Genomic DNA, 21044 nt, shown 5'->3' on the forward strand with positions numbered 1-21044 from the left:
GCTGAAGCGGGACGGAACGGCACGGGCCGGGCACTTACGCGGTGCCCGGCCCGTTCACCGGGTAGCCGACCGGCGGATGCGGGTACGGTGACGGCGGGAAGACGACGTGGCGCCCGTCGGCGGCGCGGCAAGGACGACGGCGCGGTGGACGAGCCGATTACGGGTGGTGGACGTAGTGCTGATGCAGGGCTTCACTGACTTCTTGTGGCTGCTGAGCATGGCTCTGATCGTGTTCAGCGGCTTCGCGCTGATCGACGCCGCCACGCGCCGCGAGGACGCCTACCGGGCCGCGGACAAGAAGACCAAGCCGTTCTGGCTGATCATCCTGGGTCTCGCCTTCGTGGTGAACCTGATCTTCAACATCCTGTCGTTCCTGCCGATCATCGGCCTGATCGCGACGATCGTGTACATGGTCGACGTCCGTCCGGCCCTGAGGTCGCTCCCCGGCGGCGGCCGAGCCCGCAGGGGCTCCAGCAGCGACGGCCCGTACGGCCCGTACAACGGCGGCCGCTGACCGGGACCCGGCCCGCCGGGTCCCGGAGACCGGGGCATCCCGCCCCTGAGCCGTGACCGCGGGCGCGTCGTGGTTTCTCGCGCAGTTCCCCGCGCCTCTTCGATGCGCGGTCACCGCAGCGCCCTCAGGGGCGCGGGGAACCGCGCGAACGGCCACGGACGGCCCGCAGTCGCCCCCGAACCCCAGCCGATCAGCGCGTCCGGTCCAGCAACAGAACCGCGACGTCGTCCGTCAGCTCCCCACCGTTGAGGTCACGCACCTCATTGACCGCCGTCCGCAGCAACTCCTCCCCGCGCAACCCCTCGGAGAGCCTGCGGCGGATCAGTTCGACCATGCCGTCCTGGCCCAGCCGCTCCCCGGTGTCGCCGACCCGGCCCTCGATCAGACCGTCGGTGTAGAGCATCAGGCTCCACTCGGCGCCCAGCTCCACCTGCATCCGCGGCCAGCGGGCGCCCGGCAGCAGCCCGAGGGCGGGACCGTTGTTGTCGTACGGCAGCAGCCGTGCGGGCATGCCGGGGCGGGCCAGCAGCGGCGACGGGTGGCCGGCCAGGCACAGGCCCGCCCGGCGGCCGTCCGGTGCGATGTCCACCGTGCACAGCGTCGCGAAGATCTCGTCGTCCGGACGCTCGTGCTCCAGCACCTGCTGCAGTGTGCTCAGCAGCTGGTCCCCGCACAGCCCGGCCAGGGTCAGCGCCCGCCAGGCGATGCGCAGCTCCACGCCCAGCGCCGCCTCGTCCGGGCCGTGCCCGCAGACGTCGCCGATCATGGCGTGCACGGTCCCGTCGGGCGTGCGGACCACGTCGTAGAAGTCGCCGCCGAGCAGGGCGCGGGAGCGGCCGGGCCGGTAGCGGGCGGCGAACCGCAGCGGGGAGCCGTCCAGCAGCGGCGTCGGCAGCAGGCCGCGCTCGAGCCGGCGGTTCTCCTGGGCGCGCAGCCGGCCCTCGGCGAGGCGCCGCTCCGCGGAGTCGGACCGCTTGCGCTCCACCGCGTAGCGGATGGCGCGGCTCAGCAGCCGTCCGTCCAGCTCGTCGCGGACCAGGTAGTCCTGCGCGCCGACCCGTACGGCCTCGGCGCCGCGCTCGGTGTCGTCGGCGCCGGTGAGGGCGAGGACGGCGTGCCGGGGCGCCAGCTCCAGGACGTGCCGGAGGACGGCCAGCTCGTCGCCGTCGTCCGCCCGGCCGGGCGCGGGCAGCGCCAGGTCCAGCAGGATGCAGTGGACGTCGTCCGTCAGCAGCCGCTCGGCCTCGGTGAGGTTGCGGGCCGTGCGGATGCGAATCGGCCGCCCGGCCTGGTCGAGCAGGTCGGGCACGATCGGCGTGCCGCCCGGGTCGTTCTCGATGAGCAGCAGCGTGAGCTGTGCGGGTGTGGTGGTGGTCGTGGTCTTCGCCGGTTCGGTGCCGGACGGGGTGGCCGCGTCGGCGGCCGCCGTCCGGTTCTCGGGCAGCTCCTGTGCGGACTCGTTCGGTGCGGCGACCGTTCCCTGACCACCTTCCGCGGCCGGGATCGCTCTCTGCCGCGGTACGGGTGCGGGCATTGTTCCGGGTTCCTTCCCTCCCCCCGAGGGCATGGCGGGGGCGACGGATCTCGGCCCTGTCCCCCCGCGTGCGTCGGACGTGAGCGGGCAGGGGATGCCCCTTCGAACGGGGACCATAGCGGGTGACTGCGCCGCAGCGGAATGGTGTGAGCCACGCCGCCCGGCCAACGGCCGCTGTCATATGCCGCGTTTGCTACCGCAGTTGGACAGGCCGGAGATGCTGTGGGGATGACGAACGTCACGTCGACGGCGCGTTGGCCACGAGATCCACGTGCGATGGGTCACGTGGCCCGTGTCACCGGGCCGTTGGGGCCGCGGGGCACCGCCTCGGGACGTCGCTCAGGGCGTCACCCGGCGGCCGGATCGGGCCGTACGACGCCCAGGATCGGCATCGAACCGGCCCCGGCGAGCGTCACCGTCCGGCCGGGACGGGGCGCGTGGACCATGACGCCGTCGCCCACGTACATCCCGACGTGGCTGGCGTCGGCCCAGTAGATGATGAGGTCGCCGGGCCGCATGTCCTTGACGTCGACGCGCTTCAGGTGCTGCCACTGCATCTGCGACGTGCGCGGGATGGTCTTCCCGGCGGCCAGCCAGGCCTGTGAGGTGAGCCCGGAGCAGTCGAACGTGTTCGGACCCTCGGCGCCCCACTGGTAGGGCTTGCCGATCTGCGCCGTGGCGTACGCCACGGCCTCGCGGCCCTGTGCGGTCGCCTTGGAGGTGAGCTCGTCGAGCACGCCGGAGCTCAGCCAGGTGGCCTGGGCACGGGCGGCGGCCTGCCGCTCCAGCCGGGCCAGCCGCTCCTTCTCCTCCTGCTCGAGCTCGGCCTCCAGCTTCTCGGCCGCCTCGATCTGTCTCTCGATCCGCTTCTGCGCCGCGGCCTTGACCTTGCGGCCCGCCTCCAGCTCCCGCATCTGCTCCCGGGCGTCCTCGGCGTACTCCTCCAAGTCCCGCTGGGTGCGGGTCATTTCCCCGAGCAGGCCCTTGGTCGCGTGCTGCTCCTGGCGGACCCGCCCGGCGCCGTCGAGGAACTCCTGCGGGTCGTCGCTGAGCACCAGGCGCGCCTCCGGCGGCAGCCCGCCGCCCCGGTACTGCGCGGCCGCCGCGGCGCCCGCGCGGTCCTTGAGATCGTCCAGCTTCTCCCGGCCCTCGACGATCTTCTTCGCCAGCCGCACGACCTGCGCGGTCTGCTGCCGGGCCTTCTCCTCGGCCGCGTTGTACTCGTCGGTGGCCTTGGCCGCCGCGCGGTAGAGCGTGTCGAGCTTCTTGCGGACGGCCTCGAGCTCCACGTCGCTGGTGACCACGGTGACGCTGGCCGTCGTGCCCGGGCCGGGTGGGGGAGTGGGCGCCGCGAACGCCGTACCGGGCACGGCCAGTACGGTGACCGCGCAGACCACGGTCACGGCCGCCGTCAGCACTCCGCGCTTGCCTGCCCCCATGCGTGCACCCCCGCCTGGTTAATCGTCAGTAACTTTTCGCTTCCGGGGGGATGCTGCCATCAATGCGCGCGAAACGACAGGGGGTGTGGACAACACCCCTTCCGCCCCGCTGGTCCCTGTACGGCCGTCATCCCGGTCGATGTGACGAACGGCCGGGGGAGATCGTTCCCGGCCGCCGCACACGGAGGCAGGGCCTCCGCCGGTCTCACCAGCCGCGTGGCGCCAACGCCCCCCACCGCACGGTGACTTCCCCCTGCCGCCACCGCGCCGGGCCGTCCGTCACCGGCCAGTCGGCCGTGAGGTCCCGCACGGTCCGGATCCAGCGCTGGCGCGCGCCGTACGAGGCGTAGGGCGCTGCGGCGGCCCAGGCGCGGTCGAAGTCGCGCAGGAAGGCGTGCACCGGCTCACCGGGGACGTTGCGGTGGATGAGCGCCTTGGGGAGCCGTTCGGCCAGGTCGGAGGGGCGTTCCAGGGAGCCGAGCCGGGTCGCGAAGGTGACCGTGCGCGGCCCTTCGGGGCCGAGCGCGACCCACACGTGCCTGCGTCCGATCTCGTCGCAGGTCCCCTCGACCAGCAGTCCGCCGCGCGAGCCGGCTGCCGGGTCGGCCGGGGCGAGCCGCGCGCACAGCCGCCGCCACACCCCGGCGACCTCTTCCTCGTCGTACTGGCGCAGCACGTTCGCCGCGCGGACCAGGACCGGGCTGCCCGCGACCGGGATCTCGAAGCCGCCGCGCAGGAACACCAGCCCCTCCCGCTCGTACGGCCGTGCCGAGGCGACCCGGGCCGGGTCGATCTCCACGCCCGCCACCCGGGTGCGGGGCGCCGCGGTGCGCAGCCGGTGCAGCAGTTCCAGCGCGGTCCAGGGCGCGGCGCCGTAGCCGAGGTCGACGGCGAGGGGGTCGGCGGCGCGGCGCAGCTCGGCGCCGTGCGCGGCCGCGATCCAGCGGTCCATGCGGCGCAGCCGGTTGGGGTTGGTGGTGCCGCGCGTCACCGTGCCCACGGGGGCGGAGGCGGGACGCGGTGTCATGAGGACGAGGGTACGGGGGTACCCGCCCCCGGATCGCGGTGCGTGCGCCGCCACGGGCACGCACCGCGCGGTCGAACGGTTGAGCTAACCAAGGCAATGATTCGGTAAAGACCGCCACCGACGGCGCCGCGCGGAAATGGGAACGCAACGTTCCGCTGTTGACGTCCGCGAGGGCCGTACGCCCTCTTCCAGCCGTGCCCGCAGCGAGGAGGAACGCCACGTGAGCCAGTACATCGCGAGGCTCGGGCGGCGCTCCCCCGCCGTACCGCCGCGGCTGCGGCTGCACCGCAGGCCACGACGCGTGGCGATGCTGTCCGTGCACACCTCACCGCTGCACCAGCCCGGCACCGGCGACGCGGGCGGCATGAACGTCTACATCGTGGAGCTGGCCCAGCGGCTCGCCGCGATCAACATCGAGGTGGAGATCTTCACCCGGGCCACCACGGCAGCGCTCCCGCCCGCCGTCGAGCTCGCGCCCGGCGTCCTCGTCCGGCACGTCGACGCGGGCCCCTACGAGGGACTGGCCAAGGAGGACCTGCCCGCCCAGCTGTGCGCCTTCACCCACGGCGTGATGCAGGCCTGGGCCGGACACCGTCCCGGCCACTACGACCTCGTCCACTCCCACTACTGGCTGTCCGGCCACGTCGGCTGGCTGGCCGCCCAGCGCTGGGGCGTCCCCCTGGTGCACGCCATGCACACCATGGCCAAGGTCAAGAACGCCAACCTCGCCGACGGCGACACGCCCGAGCCCGCCGCGCGCGTGATCGGCGAGACCCAGATCGTCGCCGCCGCGGACCGGCTGATCGCCAACACCTCCGAGGAGGCCGGCGAGCTCGTCCACCACTACGCCGCCGACCCCGCCAAGGTCGCCGTCGTCCACCCCGGCGTGAACCTCGGCCGCTTCCGCCCCGCCGACGGCCGCGCCGCCGCCCGCGCCCGCCTGGGCCTGCCGAGGGACGCGCTGATCCCGCTCTTCGCCGGCCGCATCCAGCCCCTCAAGGCCCCCGACGTGCTGCTGCGCGCGGTCGCCGTGCTGCTCGCCGACCGGCCCGAGCTGCGCTCCCGCGTCTGCGTGCCCGTCGTCGGCGGCCCCAGCGGCAGCGGCCTCGCCAAGCCGGAGGGGCTGCAGAAGCTCGCCGCGCGGCTCGGCATCGCCGACGTCGTCCACTTCCACCCGCCGGTCGGGCAGGAGGAGCTCGCGGACTGGTTCCGCGCCGCGTCCGTGCTGGTCATGCCGTCGTACAGCGAGTCGTTCGGGCTCGTCGCCATAGAGGCGCAGGCGTCCGGCACCCCGGTGCTCGCCGCGGCGGTCGGCGGCCTCCCGGTCGCCGTGCGCGACGGCGAGACCGGCTTCCTGATCCAGGGCCACGACCCGGCCGCGTACGCGCGCGTCCTGCGCGACTTCGCCGACCGGCCGGAGCTCGCCGCCCGCATGGGCGAGGCCGCCGCCCGGCACGCCCAGTCCTTCGGCTGGGACACCGCGGCCGCCGCCACGGCCGACGTCTACACGGCCGCGACCCACGCCCACCGCCGTCACGTACGCTCCCACCATGGCTGACACGGAAGCGGAGCAGCGGGCGGCACAGATCGTCGAGGGCGTGCTGAAGGACGCCGAGCTGGAGTGGGAGAGCCCGGCCCCCGGGAACTACGTGGTGAAACTCCCCGGCACCCGCAAGCTGTCCACGACGGTCTCCCTGATCGTCGGCCGGCACACCCTGTCCCTCAACGCCTTCGTCATCCGCCACCCCGACGAGAACGAGGCCGGCGTCCACCGCTGGCTCCTCGAGCGCAACCTCAAGCTGTTCGGCGTGAGTTACGCCGTGGACCCGCTCGGCGACATCTACGTCACCGGCCGCCTGCCGCTGCCCGCGATCACCCCGGAGGAGCTCGACCGCCTGCTCGGCCAGGTCCTGGAGGCCGCCGACGGCAGCTTCAACACCCTGCTGGAGCTGGGTTTCGCCTCCGCGATCCGCAAGGAGTACGCCTGGCGCGTCTCACGCGGCGAGTCCACCCGCAACCTGGACGCGTTCACGCACCTGCTGCGCCCGTCGTCCGGTACCGCCCGGGAGTGACCCCCACCAGCCGGCGGAAGTGCCGGGTCAGATGGGCCTGGTCGTAGAAGCCGGCGGCGGCCGCGACGGCGCTCGGTGACCACCCCTCCAGCAGCAGCCGCCGGGCCCGCCCCACCCGCCGTGACATCAGGTACTGGTGCGGCGGGATGCCGTACGCGGTGCTGAACGCCCTTACCAGGTGCGCGGGATGGGCGGACAGCTCGGCGCCCGCCTCCGCCAGCGTGAGCCCGTCGGCCACCCGCGCGTCGAGCAACTCCCGCAGCCGGCGCGCGAGGACGGGGTCGGGCCGGGGCGCGGCCGGCTCCCGCGACCGCAGATGCTCCCGCAGCCGCTCCCCGATCAGCGTCAGCCGGCTCTCCGCCTCCAGTTCGTCCCCCGGCCGCACCAGCGCCGAGTGCACCTGCCCGACGCGGCGGCGCAGCAGCGGATCGCGCAGGTCGGGACGGTCCACGGCGGCCCCGATGAGGTCGTCGCCGAGCCGGCTGGAGTCCAGGTACAGCACCCGCTTGCGGAAGCCCTCGGCCGTGGCCGGCTCGCCGTTGTGCGGGACGTGCGGCGGCAGCAGGGTCACCGTGTCGTCCGGGGTGCCGTGCTCGTGCCGGTCAAGGTCGTACCGCACGGCGCCGGAGTCCACGATCAGCAGCGTCCAGGCGTCGTGGACGTGCATCGGGTAGGCGTACTCGGTGAACCGGGCGTGGAACACCTCGACGACACCGGGGACGGAGGGCCGCCAGGCGGAGACGCTCGCGGGCGCCGGTTCCGGGGGCGGGGATGCCGGGGCAGGCATGCAAACAACGTACAAGACCGGCGGCGGTCCCGGACGGCAGTCTCACGGCATGAGCACGAGCACCCGTTTCGACACGAAGATCGCCGTCCTGCTGCGTGAGGACCTGGAGCCCTGGCAGCGCCTCAACGTCACCGCGTTCCTGGTCAGCGGCCTGGGCACACAGCTCCCCGAACTGATCGGGCAGCCGTACGAGGACGCGGACGGCGTGCCCTACCTGCCGATGTTCCGCCAGCCCGTGCTGGTCTTCCAGGGCGCGAAGGAGGTCCTGAAGGCGGCCCACGAACGCGCCCTCTCCCGCGCCCTTCCGCGCGCGGTCTTCACCTCCGACCTCTTCGCCACCGGCCACGACGACGCCAACCGCGCGGCCGTCCGCGCCGTCCGCACCACCGACCTGGACCTGGTGGGCCTCGCCGTCCACGGCCCGCGCAACGCGGTGGACAAGGCGCTGAAGGGGGCGCGGATGCATCCGTGAGGGCGGATGTGTGACGCAGTGAGGGCGGGCGTGACGCCGTGAAGGCGGGCGTGACGCCGTGAAGGCGGATGCGTGACGACTGACACGTGAGGACGGACACGTGAGGACGGACGCGTGGCAACGGCCGCGGGGGTGTGCCGCGTACGCTTTTTCCGTGCCCCCGCCCCGCCTCCACCGCGTCGCCGTCCTGGTGCTCGAGGGCGCGAAGCCGCTCGACGTCGGCATCCCCGCGCAGGTCTTCACGACCCGCGCGAGCATGCCGTACGAGGTGCGGGTGTGCGGGGCGGCCCCCGGCCTGGTGACCGGCGGGGACGGTCTCGCGTACGCCGTCTCGCACGGCCTGGAGACGCTGGAGTGGGCCGACATCGTCTTCGTGCCCGGGTACCGCTTCCCGGACCGGGAGGATCCGCCGCCGGCCGTCGTCGACGCGCTGGTCGCCGCGCACGAGCGGGGCGCGCGGCTCGCCGCGATCTCGACGGGCGCGTTCGCGCTGGCCGCCACCGGTCTGCTGGACGGGCGGCGCGCCACCACGCACTGGCACTACGCGCGCGCCCTCATGGCCCGGCATCCGCGGATCAAGGTCGACGAGAACGTGCTGTTCGTCGACGAGGGCAGCGTGCTCACCTCGGCGGGCGCCGCCTCCGGGATCGACCTGTGCCTGCACATCCTGCGCGGCGACCTCGGGGTGGCCGCGTCCAACCACGCGGCCCGACGGCTGGTCGCGGCGCCGTACCGCAGCGGGGGACAGGCCCAGTACGTGCCGCGCAGCGTGCCCGAGCCGCTGGGGGAGCGGTTCGCGGCGACGCGGGAGTGGGCACTGCACCGGCTGGGCGATCCGCTCACCCTGGAGGTGCTGGCGCGGCAGGCGGGGGTGTCGCCGCGGACGTTCTCCCGGCGCTTCGTGGAGGAGACCGGCTACACGCCCATGCAATGGGTGATGCGGGCCCGCGTCGACCTGGCCCGTGAGCTGCTGGAACGCTCGCAGCGCAGCGTCGAGCAGATCGCCGCCGACACCGGCCTCGGCACCGGCGCGAACCTGCGGCTGCACTTCCAGCGGATCCTCGGCACGACGCCGAGCGAGTACCGGCGCACGTTCACGCGCGGCGAGTAGCCCGCGCTGCTCGGCGGGTTGGCAGGATCCTTGTGAACCATGGCGATCCCGCCACTGTCAGCGGCGCCGACGGCGCGCGAGCCTGGATGGCGAGAGGAAGGGACACCACTCATGACTCGCATCGCCATCAACGGATTCGGCCGCATCGGACGCAACGTGCTGCGCGCCCTGCTGGAGCGGGACACCGCCCTGGAGGTCGTCGCCGTCAACGACCTGACCGAGCCGGCCGCCCTCGCCCGGCTGCTCGCCTTCGACAGCACCGCCGGCCGCCTCGGACGCCCGGTGAGCGTCGACGGCGACACCCTCGTCGTGGACGGCCGCCGGATCAAGGTGCTGGCCGAGCGCGAACCGGCGCAGCTGCCCTGGGCCGACCTGGGCGTCGACATCGTGCTGGAGGCCACCGGCCGCTTCACCTCGGCCAAGGCCGCCCGCGCCCACCTCGACGCGGGTGCGCGGAAGGTACTGGTCAGTGCCCCCTCGGACGGCGCGGACGTGACCCTGGCGTACGGCGTGAACACGGACGCGTACGACGCCGAGCTGCACACCATCGTCTCCAACGCGTCCTGCACCACCAACGCGCTCGCGCCGCTGGCCGCCGTCCTCGACGACCTGGCCGGCATCGAGCACGGGTTCATGACGACCGTGCACGCCTACACGCAGGAGCAGAACCTCCAGGACGGCCCGCACCGCGACCCGCGCCGCGCCCGCGCCGCCGGCGTCAACATCGTGCCGACCACGACCGGCGCCGCGAAGGCGATCGGCCTGGTGCTGCCGAACCTCGACGGCAAGCTGTCCGGCGACTCGATCCGCGTTCCGGTGCCGGTGGGGTCGATCGTCGAGCTCAACACCACGGTCTCCCGTGACGTGACGCGCGACGAGGTGCTGGCCGCGTACCGCACGGCCGCGGAGGGCCCGCTGGCCGGCGTCCTCGAGTACTCGGAGGACCCGCTGGTCTCCTCGGACATCACCGGCAACCCGGCGTCGTCCATCTTCGACTCGGCCCTCACCCGCGTCGACGGCCGCCACATCAAGGTGGTCGCCTGGTACGACAACGAGTGGGGCTTCTCCAACCGGGTCATCGACACGCTGGAGCTGCTGGCGCGGGGCTGAGCCCTCACGCACTGTGCCCTCCGCTCACGGCACGTCCGTGGGCAGGGGGCACACCCGTTTCACTTCGCGTGTCCGCGCTCGAAGCACGCCAATTCGCCGAACTGACCACGCATGAGGCGTCGGCTCTCAGATGATGTGCTTATGTCCGAGGCGTTATGGATCAAGATCGTCGGCACGCTGCCGGCAGTGCTCTGGGTCGCTTTCGCGGTGACGGTCTACCTCACTCTGCGGACCACGCTCATCCAGCGGATGGTGCCGCGTCTGACTGCCGTTCGAGCACTGGGTATCGAGGTCGAACTCGCCGCCGAACTGCTCGACCGAGCACAGGAGGAGAGCCGGGCGCCCGTTCCCCCGGCCGCCAAGCGCACGGCGCTGGGCCGGCTGGAACACGCCGCCGAGGTACTTCAGGGAGGCAAGGTGCTCTGGGTCGACGATCACCCTGAGAGAAACTCCGCCCTGATCGAGCTGTTCCGGAAGGCCGGCATGGAGATCGACCTCGCCCGGTCGACCGAGGAGGCCACGCGGTTGTTCCGGCGAAGGTCGTACGACGTCCTCATCAGCGACATGATGCGGGACGGTGACCGGCGGGCAGGCATCGAACTGCTGCGCAAGCTGGACCAGTACCGCGTCGATACTCCCGTGCTTATTTACGCAGGGCACTTCGACCCGGAGAGGGGAGTCGACCGGAGGATCTTCGCGGCCACGACCGTGCCGGTCGAACTGGTCCATTACGTGATCGACCTCATGGAGCGCTCGCGGCTGGGGCCGCTTTGATCGAGCCCGACGAGTACAGCCTGCTGTACCGCACACCCGGGTGCTGCCCGGGGCGACGGTGAACGTCGCGCTGCCTAGCGTGGAGACCACGGAACCGACCTCCGAACTTCCGCTAGGAGCACGCATCATGACGACCGCCCACCCCAACGCGTCCGGCACCTCCGCGACCCACACCGCCCTGTGGTCCGTCGTGGCCGTCAGCGGCGTGGCCAACCTCGTCGCGTCCGTCGCCCAGGCGCCCCTCGTGGTGAACCTGGCCACCGGCCTCGTCACCCTCGCCGCCCTGACGGCCCTCGGCGCCCGCCACCTCCGCGCGCGGCGCACGCGCGTCTGACTCCGCCGGGCACGGCTATTCCGTTTCCCGATTGTCAGTCGCATGCCATATGTTGCGCCTCGGCGGCGTCCGACACCCGTCTCGGGTGAGGGGGGACGCGCGGCCTCTTCCATCCTCATGTCCGGTGAGCACCGGACTTCTTCCTTGGGGGCTCATCCCTGTGCGCAGGCGCAGCATCGCGACCGCGACGGCACTCGCGGTCGTTCTCAGTTCCGCGGCTCTGGTGGGGGGCACCGCGGCTCCGGCGGCGGCCGATTCGGCGAAGGTCCTTCCGGTGAGTTCGGTCGGCGACATGGTCGTCGACGGGACCCACCAGCGGGTCTACGTCTCCGACCCGACCGGCGGCAAGATCGTCGTCACCGACTACAGCGGCGCCGTGAAGGCCACGCTCACCGGTCTGTCCGGGGTGTCCGGCCTCGCCGTGTCCGACGACGGCGGCCAGGTGTACGCCGCCGTGACGACGGGCGACCGGATCGTCTCGGTCGACACCACCACGTACACGCAGACGGCGAGTTACCCGGTGGGCGCGGCGCCCGGCGACCTGGAGGTGGTGGACGGCCGCGTCTGGTTCGCCCACGGCGCCGACTTCGGCTCGCTGGACGTCTCCGGTCCCGAGCCCGTCGTGCACCTCGGCCTGCGGGGCGACGCCGACTTCTACGGCGCGAGCAGCATCCTGGCCTCCGACCCCGCAGTCCCGGGCACCCTGGTCGCCGGTGGCGGCAGCTACGTCGCCGTCTACGACGTCTCCGCCGACGGAGCCGGTCTGCGCGCCACCACGTACGTGGGCAGCGGAGTGAAGCAGCTGGACCTGACGCCGGACGGCAAGCAGGTCCTCACCTCCTGGGGCCAGGGCTACGGCTACAGCCTCGGCGCCTACTCGGCCACCGACCTCAGCGAGCAGCCGGGCTATCCCATCGAGGCCTACCCGAACGCCGTACGCATCGCGCCCGACGGCAGCATCGCGGGCGGCAGCTTCTCCTGGTACGACCCCGACGTCCACATCCACCGGCCCGGTGACCCGGTGCCGGTACGGGAGTACGACTTCCCCAACACCGGCAACAGCAGCGGTGCGGACACCCTCGTCGACGGCGCGCTGGCCTGGGCGCCCGACTCCAGCCGGGTGTTCGCCGTCTCCGTGAACACCTACGGCACCCACACCCTGCGTGCCCTGACCGACCCCACCAAGGAACTGCCCGCACTCACGGTGTCGGCGCCGGCGAAGACGGAGCGGGCCAAGAAGCTCACCGTCACCGGCAAGCTCACCTCGAAGACGCTCCCCCCGGCCGGGACGGCCCTGACGGTGACGCGCACCGACGTCGAGTCGCCGAAGGGCAGGGCGCTGGCGTCCGCCAGGCTGAAGGCGGACGGCAGCTTCTCCTTCACGGACACCCCGCCGGCCGGCGGCAAGGTCACCTACAAGGTCACCTGGGCGGGCGACGCCACGCACGCCCCGGCGTCCGGCGCGGACACGGTGGAGGTCTCCCGCAAGGCGACCTCGCTGACCCTGAACAACAACGGCAGGGTGTACGCGTACGGCAAGAAGGTCACCTTCACCGCGCACCTCGGCACGACGTACAAGAACCGCACCGTCTCGATCTACGCGGACCCCTTCGGCGCCGACAAGCCCAGGAAGCTGCTGAGGACGGGCAAGGTCAACTCCAAGGGCAACCTGTCGGCGACCGTCACCCTGACCCGTGACACCACGGTCAGCGCGGTGTTCACGGGCGACGCCCGCTACGCCTCGAAGACCGCGAAGTCCACGGGCTACGCCAAGGTGAGGGTCTCCACCGCCGTCTCGAAGCACTACAGGACGGGGAAGATCGGCTCCAAGGCGTACTACTACTTCCGCAAGAACACCGACCCCGTGTTCACCACGACGATGACCTACTACAAGGGCCGCGCCCAGCGTGTCCAGGTGCAGGTCTGGTACGCGGGCGCCTGGCGCGACACGGCCGCCGAGTACTTCGCCCTGAACACCAAGGGCAAGTCGGTCGTACGTCTGGAGGCACCGGGCGAGTCCGGCATCCGCGCCCGCCTCCGCTCGTCCTACGTCAACGGCTCCTCGGGCGACTCGGTCAACTCCACGACGCACGGCGCCTGGAGGTACTTCACGTTCACCCGGTGACCCGAGCGCCATGAGGACGCCTCCCACCCGCGCCGTACGCGCGAGTGGGAGGCGTCAGCGTTCCGCCCGGGCGGGCTCCGACCCGAACCTCTTCCATCGCCCTTCGGAGATCACCTCGACGTCGCCGTCCACGACCTTGACGGCCGTCTGTTCGTCGATGGCGTAGGACGGAACGCCGATGTCCGCGGCCCAGCGCTCCGCGTCGGCCATGGTGTTCTGCGGGAACGCGTCCAGGTGCGGGAAGATCGAGAAGTCGACGACTCCCAGGGTGCGGTCGTCCGGGGCGGACGGCCACTCGACGAAGTACGCGCCGATCCGGGGCGTCATCACCATGCTTCCGGCGCTCACGCCCACCCACACCGTGTCCGGCAGCGACGGCAGCAGATCCGCCAGCCCGGACTCCCGCATCCAGTGGCACAGGTAGGTCGCGTCGCCGCCGTCGACCAGCAGTACGTCGGCGTCCCGGACCCAGGGGACCCACCGCTCGGCGCCGATGCTGGGCAGCGCGGTGAGTTCGAGGACGCCGAGCGTCCCCCAGCCCAGACCGGTCAGGTGCTGCCACAACGGCTCCGCGGCCGCGAGGCCCCGCACCGAAGCCGGACCGCACATCGGGTGACCCCACTGTGCCGTGGGGACGCAGAGGGCACGGCACTCGTCGATCGGCTTGCCGAGGAGCTGCACGAGTGCCGACCGGATGCTCGGGTTCGTGACGCCGCCCGACGTGAGCAAGAGCTTCAAGGTGCCTCCAGATGCGCGGAAGGTGGACGCACCTGAGGACTCCCGACCGTGCCGGAACTCATCGGGTCACCCAGGGTCAAGGCGGCATGGGGGATGTTGCGGCTGCTCGACCCGGGCGGGCTAGGGTGCTCGCCATGGCTTTGGACCGAGAAGGGGTGAGGCTGCCGCGACTGCGGCCGGCCGAGGTCGCAAGGCGAGGCGTCGTCTTCGGCCTGTTGGGCGTGGTGCCGCTCATGCTGGTGACTTTGAGCATCAGTGATCACAGCGATCGAGAAGAGTTCCTGGCCGTCTTCAGTGGCCTGGGATTCTTCGGTGCGATCTTCCTTGTGATCGGTGCCGGCTTCTGGTGGCTCAGCAAGGAGGACATCCGACGCCTGCGGGACTGGAACACCATCACCACGCAGGCCGCCTCGGTCACGGTCATAGGGCCGATATTCCTGCGCTCGGGGCTGTGTCTCCTCGTCCTCGGAGCTGCCTCCTTCGGGCTGTACCACCTCGTGGACGCCGCGCCTTACGACAGCTGGTTGTACGAGTAGAACTCGCCCCGGCCGGGAGACGGCCCAGGGTATGAGAAGAGCCCCCTCGCGAAAGGCAGGGGGCTCACTCGCGTGCGCTTACTCATGGGCATGATCGGTGAGTACCTGCGTGTCACGCCTGCTGAACTCGGCCGGGTGATCCGAGAGCCTGAGTGGGCTTGGGACTTGGTTGAAGAGGTCCGGAACACCGAGGAGGAGACGCAGCCTGCGCCGGCCGAGGCGCGTCACTTCAGCACGTACAAGGCGTGGGACATGCTCCGCTTCCTGCTGGCGTACGTCGAGTTCCCCGTGAACGTGATCCAGGGTGAGGAGCCGTTCGCCGAGGATGAGGATTGGGGCTACGGACCTCCGAGGTACCTGCGACCTGAGCGGGTCAAGCTCGCAGCGGAGACTCTGCGGGCTACCAGCTATGACCAGCTCCTTGGAGATGTGGATCCTGCCGAACTGACCAACGCCGAGGTGTATCCCCTCAGGTGGGGCGAGCCTGGCGCACTGGAGTGGGATCGTCACTGGTACGACGACCTCACTCAGTTCCTCGAGGCCGCCGCCGAAGCGGAGGACGCGGTGCTCGTCTGGTTGGACTGATAGGCGGACACAGCGGTGAGACCTCAGCTGGAAGCTCGTGTGCTTCGGTCTTCGCTGCCTAACTGAGGGACCGAACGGTGTCCCGGATGGTTGGTCGCCGACCGATCGCCCGCTGTTCCCCGTGGTTCCCCGCACGATATGGCACGCGTCTGGCACGCCTCTCCTCGACTCCGGGGCTGGGCTCCGATGAGCTGACCCGACCCGCAGACCGCCCAACCGCCGGAGTGCGCGGACTTCCCGCCTCGGCGATGGGAGGATCACCGTGCCGGCGACCGTATCGAGGAGGGGGCCGAGGTGCTGTCCACCGAACTGAAGCACACGTTTCAGGTCGCCGCGCCGCCGGAGGAAGTCTTCGCGCACCTGGCCGAACCGCTGCACTACGTCGGTCTGTCGCCGCTCGTCGTTGCCGTCCGTGACGTGCGGCGCAACGGCGGCACCGTGACCTACACGGCCGTGGAGCGATTCCGCTTCCTGGGCGTCCTGCGGCACGACAACATCATCGACGTCACCCTCGCCGCCGTCCCGGACGGCCTCCCGCACTCCGCCGAGATCTTCGGGGAGGTCCGTAGCCCCGGCCGGGTCCGCATGAGCTACCGATTCGTCATCGACCGCCACGAGGTCGGCAGCGTTGTCACCGACACCCTGCGTCTCCGGACGCCCCTGGGCCTGTTGCGATTCGCCGCTTCCAAGGCGAGAGCGGCCCAGCAAGCCCGGGCCCGTGTTCTGACGAACCGTCTAAACACCCACTGATCACAAATCGTGACCGCTGCACGGAAGTCGTGCCAGAACCCGAGAATGGGCAGCAGATGTTCACCACTTCGGGCGGCGCCACAACACACCGAGCATTCGAACACTGAGTGCGTCGCTTGCCGCAGTCACAGCCGGAGGCGGCGGTCGGCACTTGCCTGCGCGGCGTTGACACTCCACGGCGGTGACGGGTGTGGTTCCCGCAACGGATGAGAAAACATGTTGGCCGGCTGTCGGCTAGCTGCGATGATGCGTCTGTTTCCCAGGCGGAGGGCATTTGTTCGTTTTTGTGTGTGACGGATGTGGCACCGAGTTGACCACCCCGCTGTCCCAGGTCTCACTGCCAGTCCACGCCCGTCAGAAGTACGGGAACGGAGCCCAGCTGCCGGTGCTCATGGAGCCCGGGACGTTCGCCGTCGACCCGGACCCCTGGGGAGGGCCGTGGCGAAAGTGGGACGAGATCGACCCGGGCGAGGCAGAGGCACGCGGCATCTACGCGCCGGTCCACGCCCTGTCCGACAGCACGCCCGGGGCGAGTGTCATCGCGCGCCCGGTGACATCCGTGGAACCCGGCTGATCCCCGAGAAACGCGGCGGTGCCTGCTGCGGCCTCGACGGAGCCGACGGACCCAACGTTGCCAGCGAGACGTGCGACCTCCCCGTGGCGACCAGGATCGACGACTGTTCACTCTGGCAGGCAGTGCGGCTCAGCCCGGACACCGTGCACCGCGTCCCCGTCGACGGTATCCACGCCGCTCCCCTCTCCTGGGCGGAGCTGGCGGACAAGGGGGAGGGGACGCCACCGTTCGAGCCGATTGCCACGTGGGGAGGACGGCTGGGGTCGAATCACTACTGGTCGTGGAGCCCGCAGTGGGAGGCGGCAGCCGGCCATGCGCTCGCCCACCTGCTGGCCGCCTCACAGGGTCAGCCGGTGAAGGTCCCGGACGGTCTGACCGCGGACGTCTTCCAACGCGCACTCGACACCCTGCTGCCCGCAGGGGCCCCGAAGCGGCACGCCGTCCTGGCCGGCCCGGGACAGCCTTCCCCCGACGCGGGCGTCAACATTCTTCTCGTGCCGGTCCATCCGCAGACAGGCCAGACCTGGACCCCCACCGGCCCGACCGCGTCGGCGTACCTGGTGCCCCTGCCGCTGGGGGTGTGGCGGTGGCTCATCTTCCCCCAGCCCTACCTGCCCGCTCCCGCATCGGGCCGCATACCCCAAGACGTCCTCCGCGACGACCCGCTCCCACTGCTCCCCAACCACCTGTTCCGGGCCGACCGGGGAACGTTCCAGCACACCCTGGTCCGGCTACCAGCCGTGCGCAGCCCGTGGCTGCGCACCATCGTCGAGAACCTCACAGAGAGCACCTCGGTCGGTCTCTTCTAGCAGTTGGGCAACCGAACAGCGCCAAACTCCCGCGCCTCCCAAAGCGATCGACATCCGCTGCCCAATCCCTTGAACAAAGCCATGCCGGCGCTGTTGATGCGGCTCCTGCGCCTGGTCGCCATCTGCTCGTGGTGTGGAACCTTGGGTATGGGGAGTGAACGGCGCGAGCAGATGCGGGTGCTTGGGGCAAGTCCGAAGCGCTACTGATCGTTCTCCGCATCCGCGTCCGCCGCTGGGGCCGGCGCACCTGACTGCCCAAGACGGCCCAGCTCCACCAAAAAGCCCCCGCCCCGCGAAGAACTCGCAGGTCGGGGGCTTACCGGTGTCGCGTTACTTCTTCTTGCCCTGGTTCTTCACAGCCTCGATAGCCGCCGCGGCCGCCTCCGGGTCGAGGTACTTGCCGCCCGGCGTGACCGGCTTGAAGTCGGCGTCGAGTTCGTAGTACAGCGGGATGCCCGTCGGGATGTTGAGGCCCGCGATGTCGGCGTCCGAGATGCCGTCCAGGTGCTTGACCAGCGCGCGGAGGCTGTTGCCGTGGGCGGCGATGAGGACCGTGCGGCCGGACAGGAGGTCCGGGACGACCGAGTCGAACCAGTACGGCAGCATGCGGACGACGACGTCCTTCAAACACTCCGTCTGCGGACGCAGCTCCGGCGGGAGGGTCGCGTAGCGCGGGTCGGAGAACTGGGAGTACTCGGCGTCGCGGTCCAGCGGCGGCGGCGGGGTGTCGTAGGAGCGGCGCCACAGCATGAACTGCTCCTCGCCGAACTCCGCGAGCGTCTGCGCCTTGTCCTTGCCCTGGAGGGCGCCGTAGTGACGCTCGTTCAGGCGCCAGCTGCGGCTGACCGGGATCCACAGGCGGTCCGCGGCCTCCAGCGCGAGCTGGGCCGTGCGGATCGCGCGCTTCTGGAGCGAGGTGTGGAGCACGTCGGGCAGCAGGCCGGCTTCCTTGAGCAGCTCGCCGCCGCGCGTCGCCTCCTTCTCGCCCTTCGCGGTGAGGTTGACGTCCACCCAGCCGGTGAACAGGTTCTTCTCGTTCCACTCGCTCTCGCCGTGGCGGAGGAGGATCAGCTTGTACGGTGCGTCGGCCATGTGCCCGAGCGTAATCGACGCCCCGCACGGCCCGCGCGCCCTGCCCGCCTGGCGGACGGTTGACGGGATCTGTTAATCGAGTGGCCACCCGGGGGGCCGGCTTCGTAAGTTGTGCTTGCCGCTTCAGCCGCTTACACCACCCCGGGCCGTGCCCGGGCGCCAGGGGGGCCACCCATGTCAGTCACCGGAGTCAGACGTGCCCTGAGCGAGTCCGTCTCAGGGCTTCCCCGCGCCTTCTGGTGGCTGTGGACCAGCACCCTGGTCAACCGGCTCGGCGCCTTCGTCGCCACCTTCATGGCGCTCTACCTCACCCTCGACCGGGGCTACTCCGCCTCCTACGCCGGTCTCGTCGTCGCGCTCCACGGGCTCGGCGGGGTCATCTCCTCCCTCGGCGCCGGCGTGATGACCGACCGGCTCGGGCGGCGGCCCACCCTGCTCGTCGCCCAGACCGCGACCGCGTTCTCCGTCGCCCTGCTCGGCTTCGTCCACGACCCGGCCGCCATCGCGGCCGTCGCCTTCCTCGTCGGCATGGCGTCCAGCGCCTCGCGGCCCGCCGTGCAGGCGATGATGGCGGACATCGTGCGGCCGGAGGACCGTATCCGGGCCTTCTCCCTCAACTACTGGGCCATCAACCTCGGTTTCGCCATCTCCTCCGTGGGCGCCGGCTTCATCGCCGAGGTCAGCTACCTCGCCGGTTTCCTCATCGAGGCCGGGATGACCCTCCTCTGCGCCGTGCTCGTCTTCGTCAAGCTGCCCGAGTCCCGGCCGGAGCAGAAGGCCGCCGGAACCGGCGGCACGAAGGAGGACTCCGTCTCCCTCGGCACCGTGCTGCGCGACGGCCGGTTCATGGGCGTCGTCGGGCTGTCCTTCCTCATCGCCCTCGTCTTCCAGCAGGGCTACCTGGGACTCCCGGTCGCCATGGGCGAGGCCGGCTTCACGCCCGCCGACTTCGGCATGGCCATCGCCGTCAACGGCGTCCTGATCGTCGTCCTCCAGCTGCCCGTCACCCGGCTGATCGAGCACCGCGACCCGCGCCGGATGCTCGTCGTCTCCTCACTGCTCGCCGGATACGGCTTCGGGCTCACCGCCTTCGCCGGGTCGGTCGGCGTCTTCGCCCTCACCGTCTGCGTGTGGACGCTGGCGGAGATCGTCAACGCGCCCGTCCAGACCGGTCTGGTCGTACGGCTCTCCCCGGTGCACGGGCGCGGGCGCTACCAGGGCGTCTACACCTCGTCCTGGGCGGTCGCCGCCCTCGTCGCCCCGCTGCTGTCCGGCTTCGTCATCGACCGCTGGGGCGCCGCCTGGCTGTGGGGCACCTGCGCCGTCGTCGGCACGGTCGCCGGCCTCGGGTACGGGCTGCTCATGCGGCGGCTGCCGGAGGGCGCGGAGACGGACACCGGTAAGGACACCGAGCCGGTGAAGCCGTCCACCGAGCCCGCCCGGCCCGCCGGGCAGACCGCCTAGAACGCCCGCGCGCCGCAGGCCCCGCACGCCGTCACCGGCGCGCGGGGCCTGCGTACGTCCGTCATCTCACCCGCACTGGCACGGGCTGCCCGACTGGCACCCGCAGCCGCACCCCGAACCGCAGCCGCAGGCGGCGATCAGGGTGAGGTTCCTGACCTCGGCGGGTTGCTCGGTCTCGCGCTCCTGCGTGGGGTCGGGCGTCGTGCCAGGGGATTCGGCCATGGGTCCCTCCTCGGGCTGGGGCCTGCGCACACCTGCTCCCCATTGCACGCCCGCCCGGCCGGGCGCATCAACGGCGCATCGGGGGCGGCGGAAGCTCACCCGCGCCCCCGACCGCCGCCCGCACGCCGTACGCACAGCGGCCTCAGCCGCCCTCCACCCCCTGCACCGGCGCGATCTCCGGCTGCAGATCCGCCTGGATCTCGTCCGCGTGCTCGCCGGTGACCAGGTACACCACCCGCTTGGCGACCGACACCGCGTGGTCCGCGAACCGCTCGTAGTAGCGGCCCAGCAGGGTGACGTCCACCGCCGTCTCGATGCCGTGCTTCCAGCGGTCGTCCATCAGGTGCTGGAAGAGGGTGCGGTGCAGCAGGTCCATCGCGTCGTCGTCCTGCTCCAGCTGGAGCGCCAGGTCGACGTCCTTGGTGATGATCACCTCGGCCGCCTTCGCCATCAGGCGCTGGGCCAGCTGGCCCATCTCCAGGATCGTGGCGTGCAGGTCCCGCGGCACCCCGCGCTCCGGGTAGCGCAGCCGCGCCAGCTTCGCCACGTGCTGAGCGAGGTCGCCGGAGCGCTCCAGGTCGGCGGACATCCGCAGCGAGGTGACGACGATCCGCAGGTCGGTCGCCACCGGCTGCTGCCGGGCCAGCAGGGCGATCGCCCGCGCCTCCAGGTCGTGCTGCAGCTCGTCGACCTTCTGGTCGGCCTCGATCACGCTCTCCGCGAGCTTCAGATCGGCGTCGAGGATCGCGGTCGTGGCGCGTCCGATCGCCGATCCGACCAGCCGGGCCATCTCCACCAGACCGTCGCCGATCGAATCCAGTTCCTCGTGGTACGCGTCCCGCATCGGAATTCCTCTCGTGCGTCTCTGTCCGGGCTGTCCGGGTCCGGGCTCTGAGGGGCCTGGGTCCCACCCACGCTCCCACGTTCCGTCCGTCACGCGTCCGGTTCCGTCACCTCGCGTGAACCGGTCCTGGC

General features: G+C 71.4%; 21 protein-coding genes and 1 pseudogene. 14 read left to right on the forward strand and 8 right to left on the reverse strand.

Features of this window, described 5'->3' with window-relative positions:
• Positions 1 to 181: 181 nt before the first annotated feature.
• Positions 182 to 514, forward strand: a complete 333-nt coding sequence (locus ELQ39_RS17465; RefSeq protein ID WP_242592647.1) for a DUF2516 family protein — start codon at positions 182 to 184, stop codon at positions 512 to 514.
• Positions 515 to 704: 190 nt separating this feature from the next.
• Here the strand turns inward: ELQ39_RS17465 and ELQ39_RS17470 are convergent, their stop codons facing one another.
• From ELQ39_RS17470 to ELQ39_RS17480, 3 genes are all read right to left on the reverse strand, one after another.
• Positions 705 to 2048: a PP2C family protein-serine/threonine phosphatase gene (locus ELQ39_RS17470; RefSeq protein ID WP_190003027.1), complete on the reverse strand. Its 1344-nt coding sequence runs from the start codon at positions 2046 to 2048 to the stop codon at positions 705 to 707.
• 347 nt (positions 2049 to 2395) lie between these two features.
• Positions 2396 to 3487, reverse strand: coding sequence for a C40 family peptidase (locus ELQ39_RS17475; protein ID WP_242592648.1), 1092 nt, complete (start codon positions 3485 to 3487; stop codon positions 2396 to 2398).
• Positions 3488 to 3692: 205 nt separating this feature from the next.
• Entirely contained in the window at positions 3693 to 4514 is an 822-nt protein-coding gene (locus tag ELQ39_RS17480; RefSeq protein WP_225642895.1) for a class I SAM-dependent methyltransferase, read from the reverse strand.
• Positions 4515 to 4734: 220 nt separating this feature from the next.
• On the opposite strand from ELQ39_RS17480, the gene mshA reads away from it, so the two are divergent.
• Together mshA and ELQ39_RS17490 are read left to right on the forward strand one after the other, a co-directional pair.
• Positions 4735 to 6072, forward strand: a complete 1338-nt coding sequence (gene mshA, locus ELQ39_RS17485) for a D-inositol-3-phosphate glycosyltransferase (RefSeq protein ID WP_190003025.1) — start codon at positions 4735 to 4737, stop codon at positions 6070 to 6072.
• Entirely contained in the window at positions 6065 to 6586 is a 522-nt protein-coding gene (locus tag ELQ39_RS17490; protein WP_242592649.1) for a YbjN domain-containing protein, read from the forward strand. The genes mshA and ELQ39_RS17490 overlap by 8 nt, the downstream gene beginning before the upstream one ends.
• Here the strand turns inward: ELQ39_RS17490 and ELQ39_RS17495 are convergent.
• Entirely contained in the window at positions 6543 to 7373 is an 831-nt protein-coding gene (locus ELQ39_RS17495) for an AraC family ligand binding domain-containing protein (protein WP_190003023.1), read from the reverse strand. The genes ELQ39_RS17490 and ELQ39_RS17495 overlap by 44 nt on opposite strands.
• Before the next feature lie 49 nt (positions 7374 to 7422).
• On the opposite strand from ELQ39_RS17495, the gene ELQ39_RS17500 reads away from it, so the two are divergent.
• The 6 genes from ELQ39_RS17500 to ELQ39_RS17525 all read left to right on the forward strand — a co-directional run bounded on the left by ELQ39_RS17500 (position 7423) and on the right by ELQ39_RS17525 (position 13299).
• Complete coding sequence (locus tag ELQ39_RS17500; RefSeq protein WP_242592650.1) at positions 7423 to 7845, forward strand: DUF2000 family protein; 423 nt, start codon at positions 7423 to 7425, stop codon at positions 7843 to 7845.
• 154 nt (positions 7846 to 7999) lie between these two features.
• Positions 8000 to 8956 (forward strand): helix-turn-helix domain-containing protein, encoded by a 957-nt coding sequence (locus tag ELQ39_RS17505; protein WP_190003021.1) that lies wholly within the window; start codon positions 8000 to 8002, stop codon positions 8954 to 8956.
• A 111-nt stretch (positions 8957 to 9067) separates the two neighbouring features.
• Positions 9068 to 10066 (forward strand): type I glyceraldehyde-3-phosphate dehydrogenase, encoded by a 999-nt coding sequence (gap, locus tag ELQ39_RS17510; protein WP_190003020.1) that lies wholly within the window; start codon positions 9068 to 9070, stop codon positions 10064 to 10066.
• A 141-nt stretch (positions 10067 to 10207) separates the two neighbouring features.
• Positions 10208 to 10840 carry a response regulator gene (locus ELQ39_RS17515; RefSeq protein WP_242592651.1) on the forward strand — a complete coding sequence of 211 codons (633 nt, stop codon included), beginning with the start codon at positions 10208 to 10210 and terminating at the stop codon, positions 10838 to 10840.
• Positions 10841 to 10967: 127 nt separating this feature from the next.
• Complete coding sequence (locus ELQ39_RS17520; protein WP_242592654.1) at positions 10968 to 11174, forward strand: hypothetical protein; 207 nt, start codon at positions 10968 to 10970, stop codon at positions 11172 to 11174.
• A gap of 274 nt (positions 11175 to 11448) precedes the next feature.
• A complete protein-coding gene (locus ELQ39_RS17525) occupies positions 11449 to 13299 on the forward strand; it encodes an Ig-like domain repeat protein (protein ID WP_337663015.1) in 1851 nt (616 codons plus the stop codon).
• Positions 13300 to 13353: 54 nt separating this feature from the next.
• On the opposite strand, the gene ELQ39_RS17530 is transcribed toward ELQ39_RS17525, so the two are convergent.
• The gene (locus tag ELQ39_RS17530) at positions 13354 to 14037 is read right to left on the reverse strand and encodes a Type 1 glutamine amidotransferase-like domain-containing protein (RefSeq protein WP_242592658.1); all 684 of its coding nucleotides are present in this window, start codon (positions 14035 to 14037) and stop codon (positions 13354 to 13356) included.
• A 134-nt stretch (positions 14038 to 14171) separates the two neighbouring features.
• Here ELQ39_RS17530 and ELQ39_RS17535 point away from each other — a divergent pair, with 134 nt between their 5' ends.
• From ELQ39_RS17535 to ELQ39_RS17550, 4 genes and pseudogenes are all read left to right on the forward strand, one after another.
• The gene (locus tag ELQ39_RS17535) at positions 14172 to 14573 is read left to right on the forward strand and encodes a DUF6336 family protein (protein WP_242592660.1); all 402 of its coding nucleotides are present in this window, start codon (positions 14172 to 14174) and stop codon (positions 14571 to 14573) included.
• Positions 14574 to 14663: 90 nt separating this feature from the next.
• Positions 14664 to 15158 carry a YfbM family protein gene (locus tag ELQ39_RS17540; RefSeq protein WP_242592662.1) on the forward strand — a complete coding sequence of 165 codons (495 nt, stop codon included), beginning with the start codon at positions 14664 to 14666 and terminating at the stop codon, positions 15156 to 15158.
• A gap of 294 nt (positions 15159 to 15452) precedes the next feature.
• Positions 15453 to 15908 carry an SRPBCC family protein gene (locus ELQ39_RS17545; protein WP_242592664.1) on the forward strand — a complete coding sequence of 152 codons (456 nt, stop codon included), beginning with the start codon at positions 15453 to 15455 and terminating at the stop codon, positions 15906 to 15908.
• 274 nt (positions 15909 to 16182) lie between these two features.
• Positions 16183 to 17291: pseudogene (locus ELQ39_RS17550) on the forward strand (hypothetical protein).
• Between the two features lie 330 nt (positions 17292 to 17621).
• Here the strand turns inward: ELQ39_RS17550 and ELQ39_RS17555 are convergent.
• The gene (locus tag ELQ39_RS17555) at positions 17622 to 18383 is read right to left on the reverse strand and encodes a phosphoglyceromutase (protein ID WP_190003008.1); all 762 of its coding nucleotides are present in this window, start codon (positions 18381 to 18383) and stop codon (positions 17622 to 17624) included.
• Between the two features lie 174 nt (positions 18384 to 18557).
• On the opposite strand from ELQ39_RS17555, the gene ELQ39_RS17560 reads away from it, so the two are divergent.
• Positions 18558 to 19847: an MDR family MFS transporter gene (locus tag ELQ39_RS17560; RefSeq protein WP_242592666.1), complete on the forward strand. Its 1290-nt coding sequence runs from the start codon at positions 18558 to 18560 to the stop codon at positions 19845 to 19847.
• Positions 19848 to 19913: 66 nt separating this feature from the next.
• Here the strand turns inward: ELQ39_RS17560 and ELQ39_RS17565 are convergent, their stop codons facing one another.
• Both ELQ39_RS17565 and phoU read right to left on the reverse strand, forming a co-directional pair.
• Positions 19914 to 20069 carry a hypothetical protein gene (locus ELQ39_RS17565; RefSeq protein WP_006133908.1) on the reverse strand — a complete coding sequence of 52 codons (156 nt, stop codon included), beginning with the start codon at positions 20067 to 20069 and terminating at the stop codon, positions 19914 to 19916.
• Positions 20070 to 20211: 142 nt separating this feature from the next.
• Positions 20212 to 20913: a phosphate signaling complex protein PhoU gene (phoU, locus tag ELQ39_RS17570; protein WP_033276090.1), complete on the reverse strand. Its 702-nt coding sequence runs from the start codon at positions 20911 to 20913 to the stop codon at positions 20212 to 20214.
• Positions 20914 to 21044: the final 131 nt, after the last annotated feature.

It is taken from the genome of Streptomyces sp. GB4-14 (genome assembly GCF_022696125.1).
Taxonomy (GTDB): domain Bacteria; phylum Actinomycetota; class Actinomycetes; order Streptomycetales; family Streptomycetaceae; genus Streptomyces; species Streptomyces werraensis.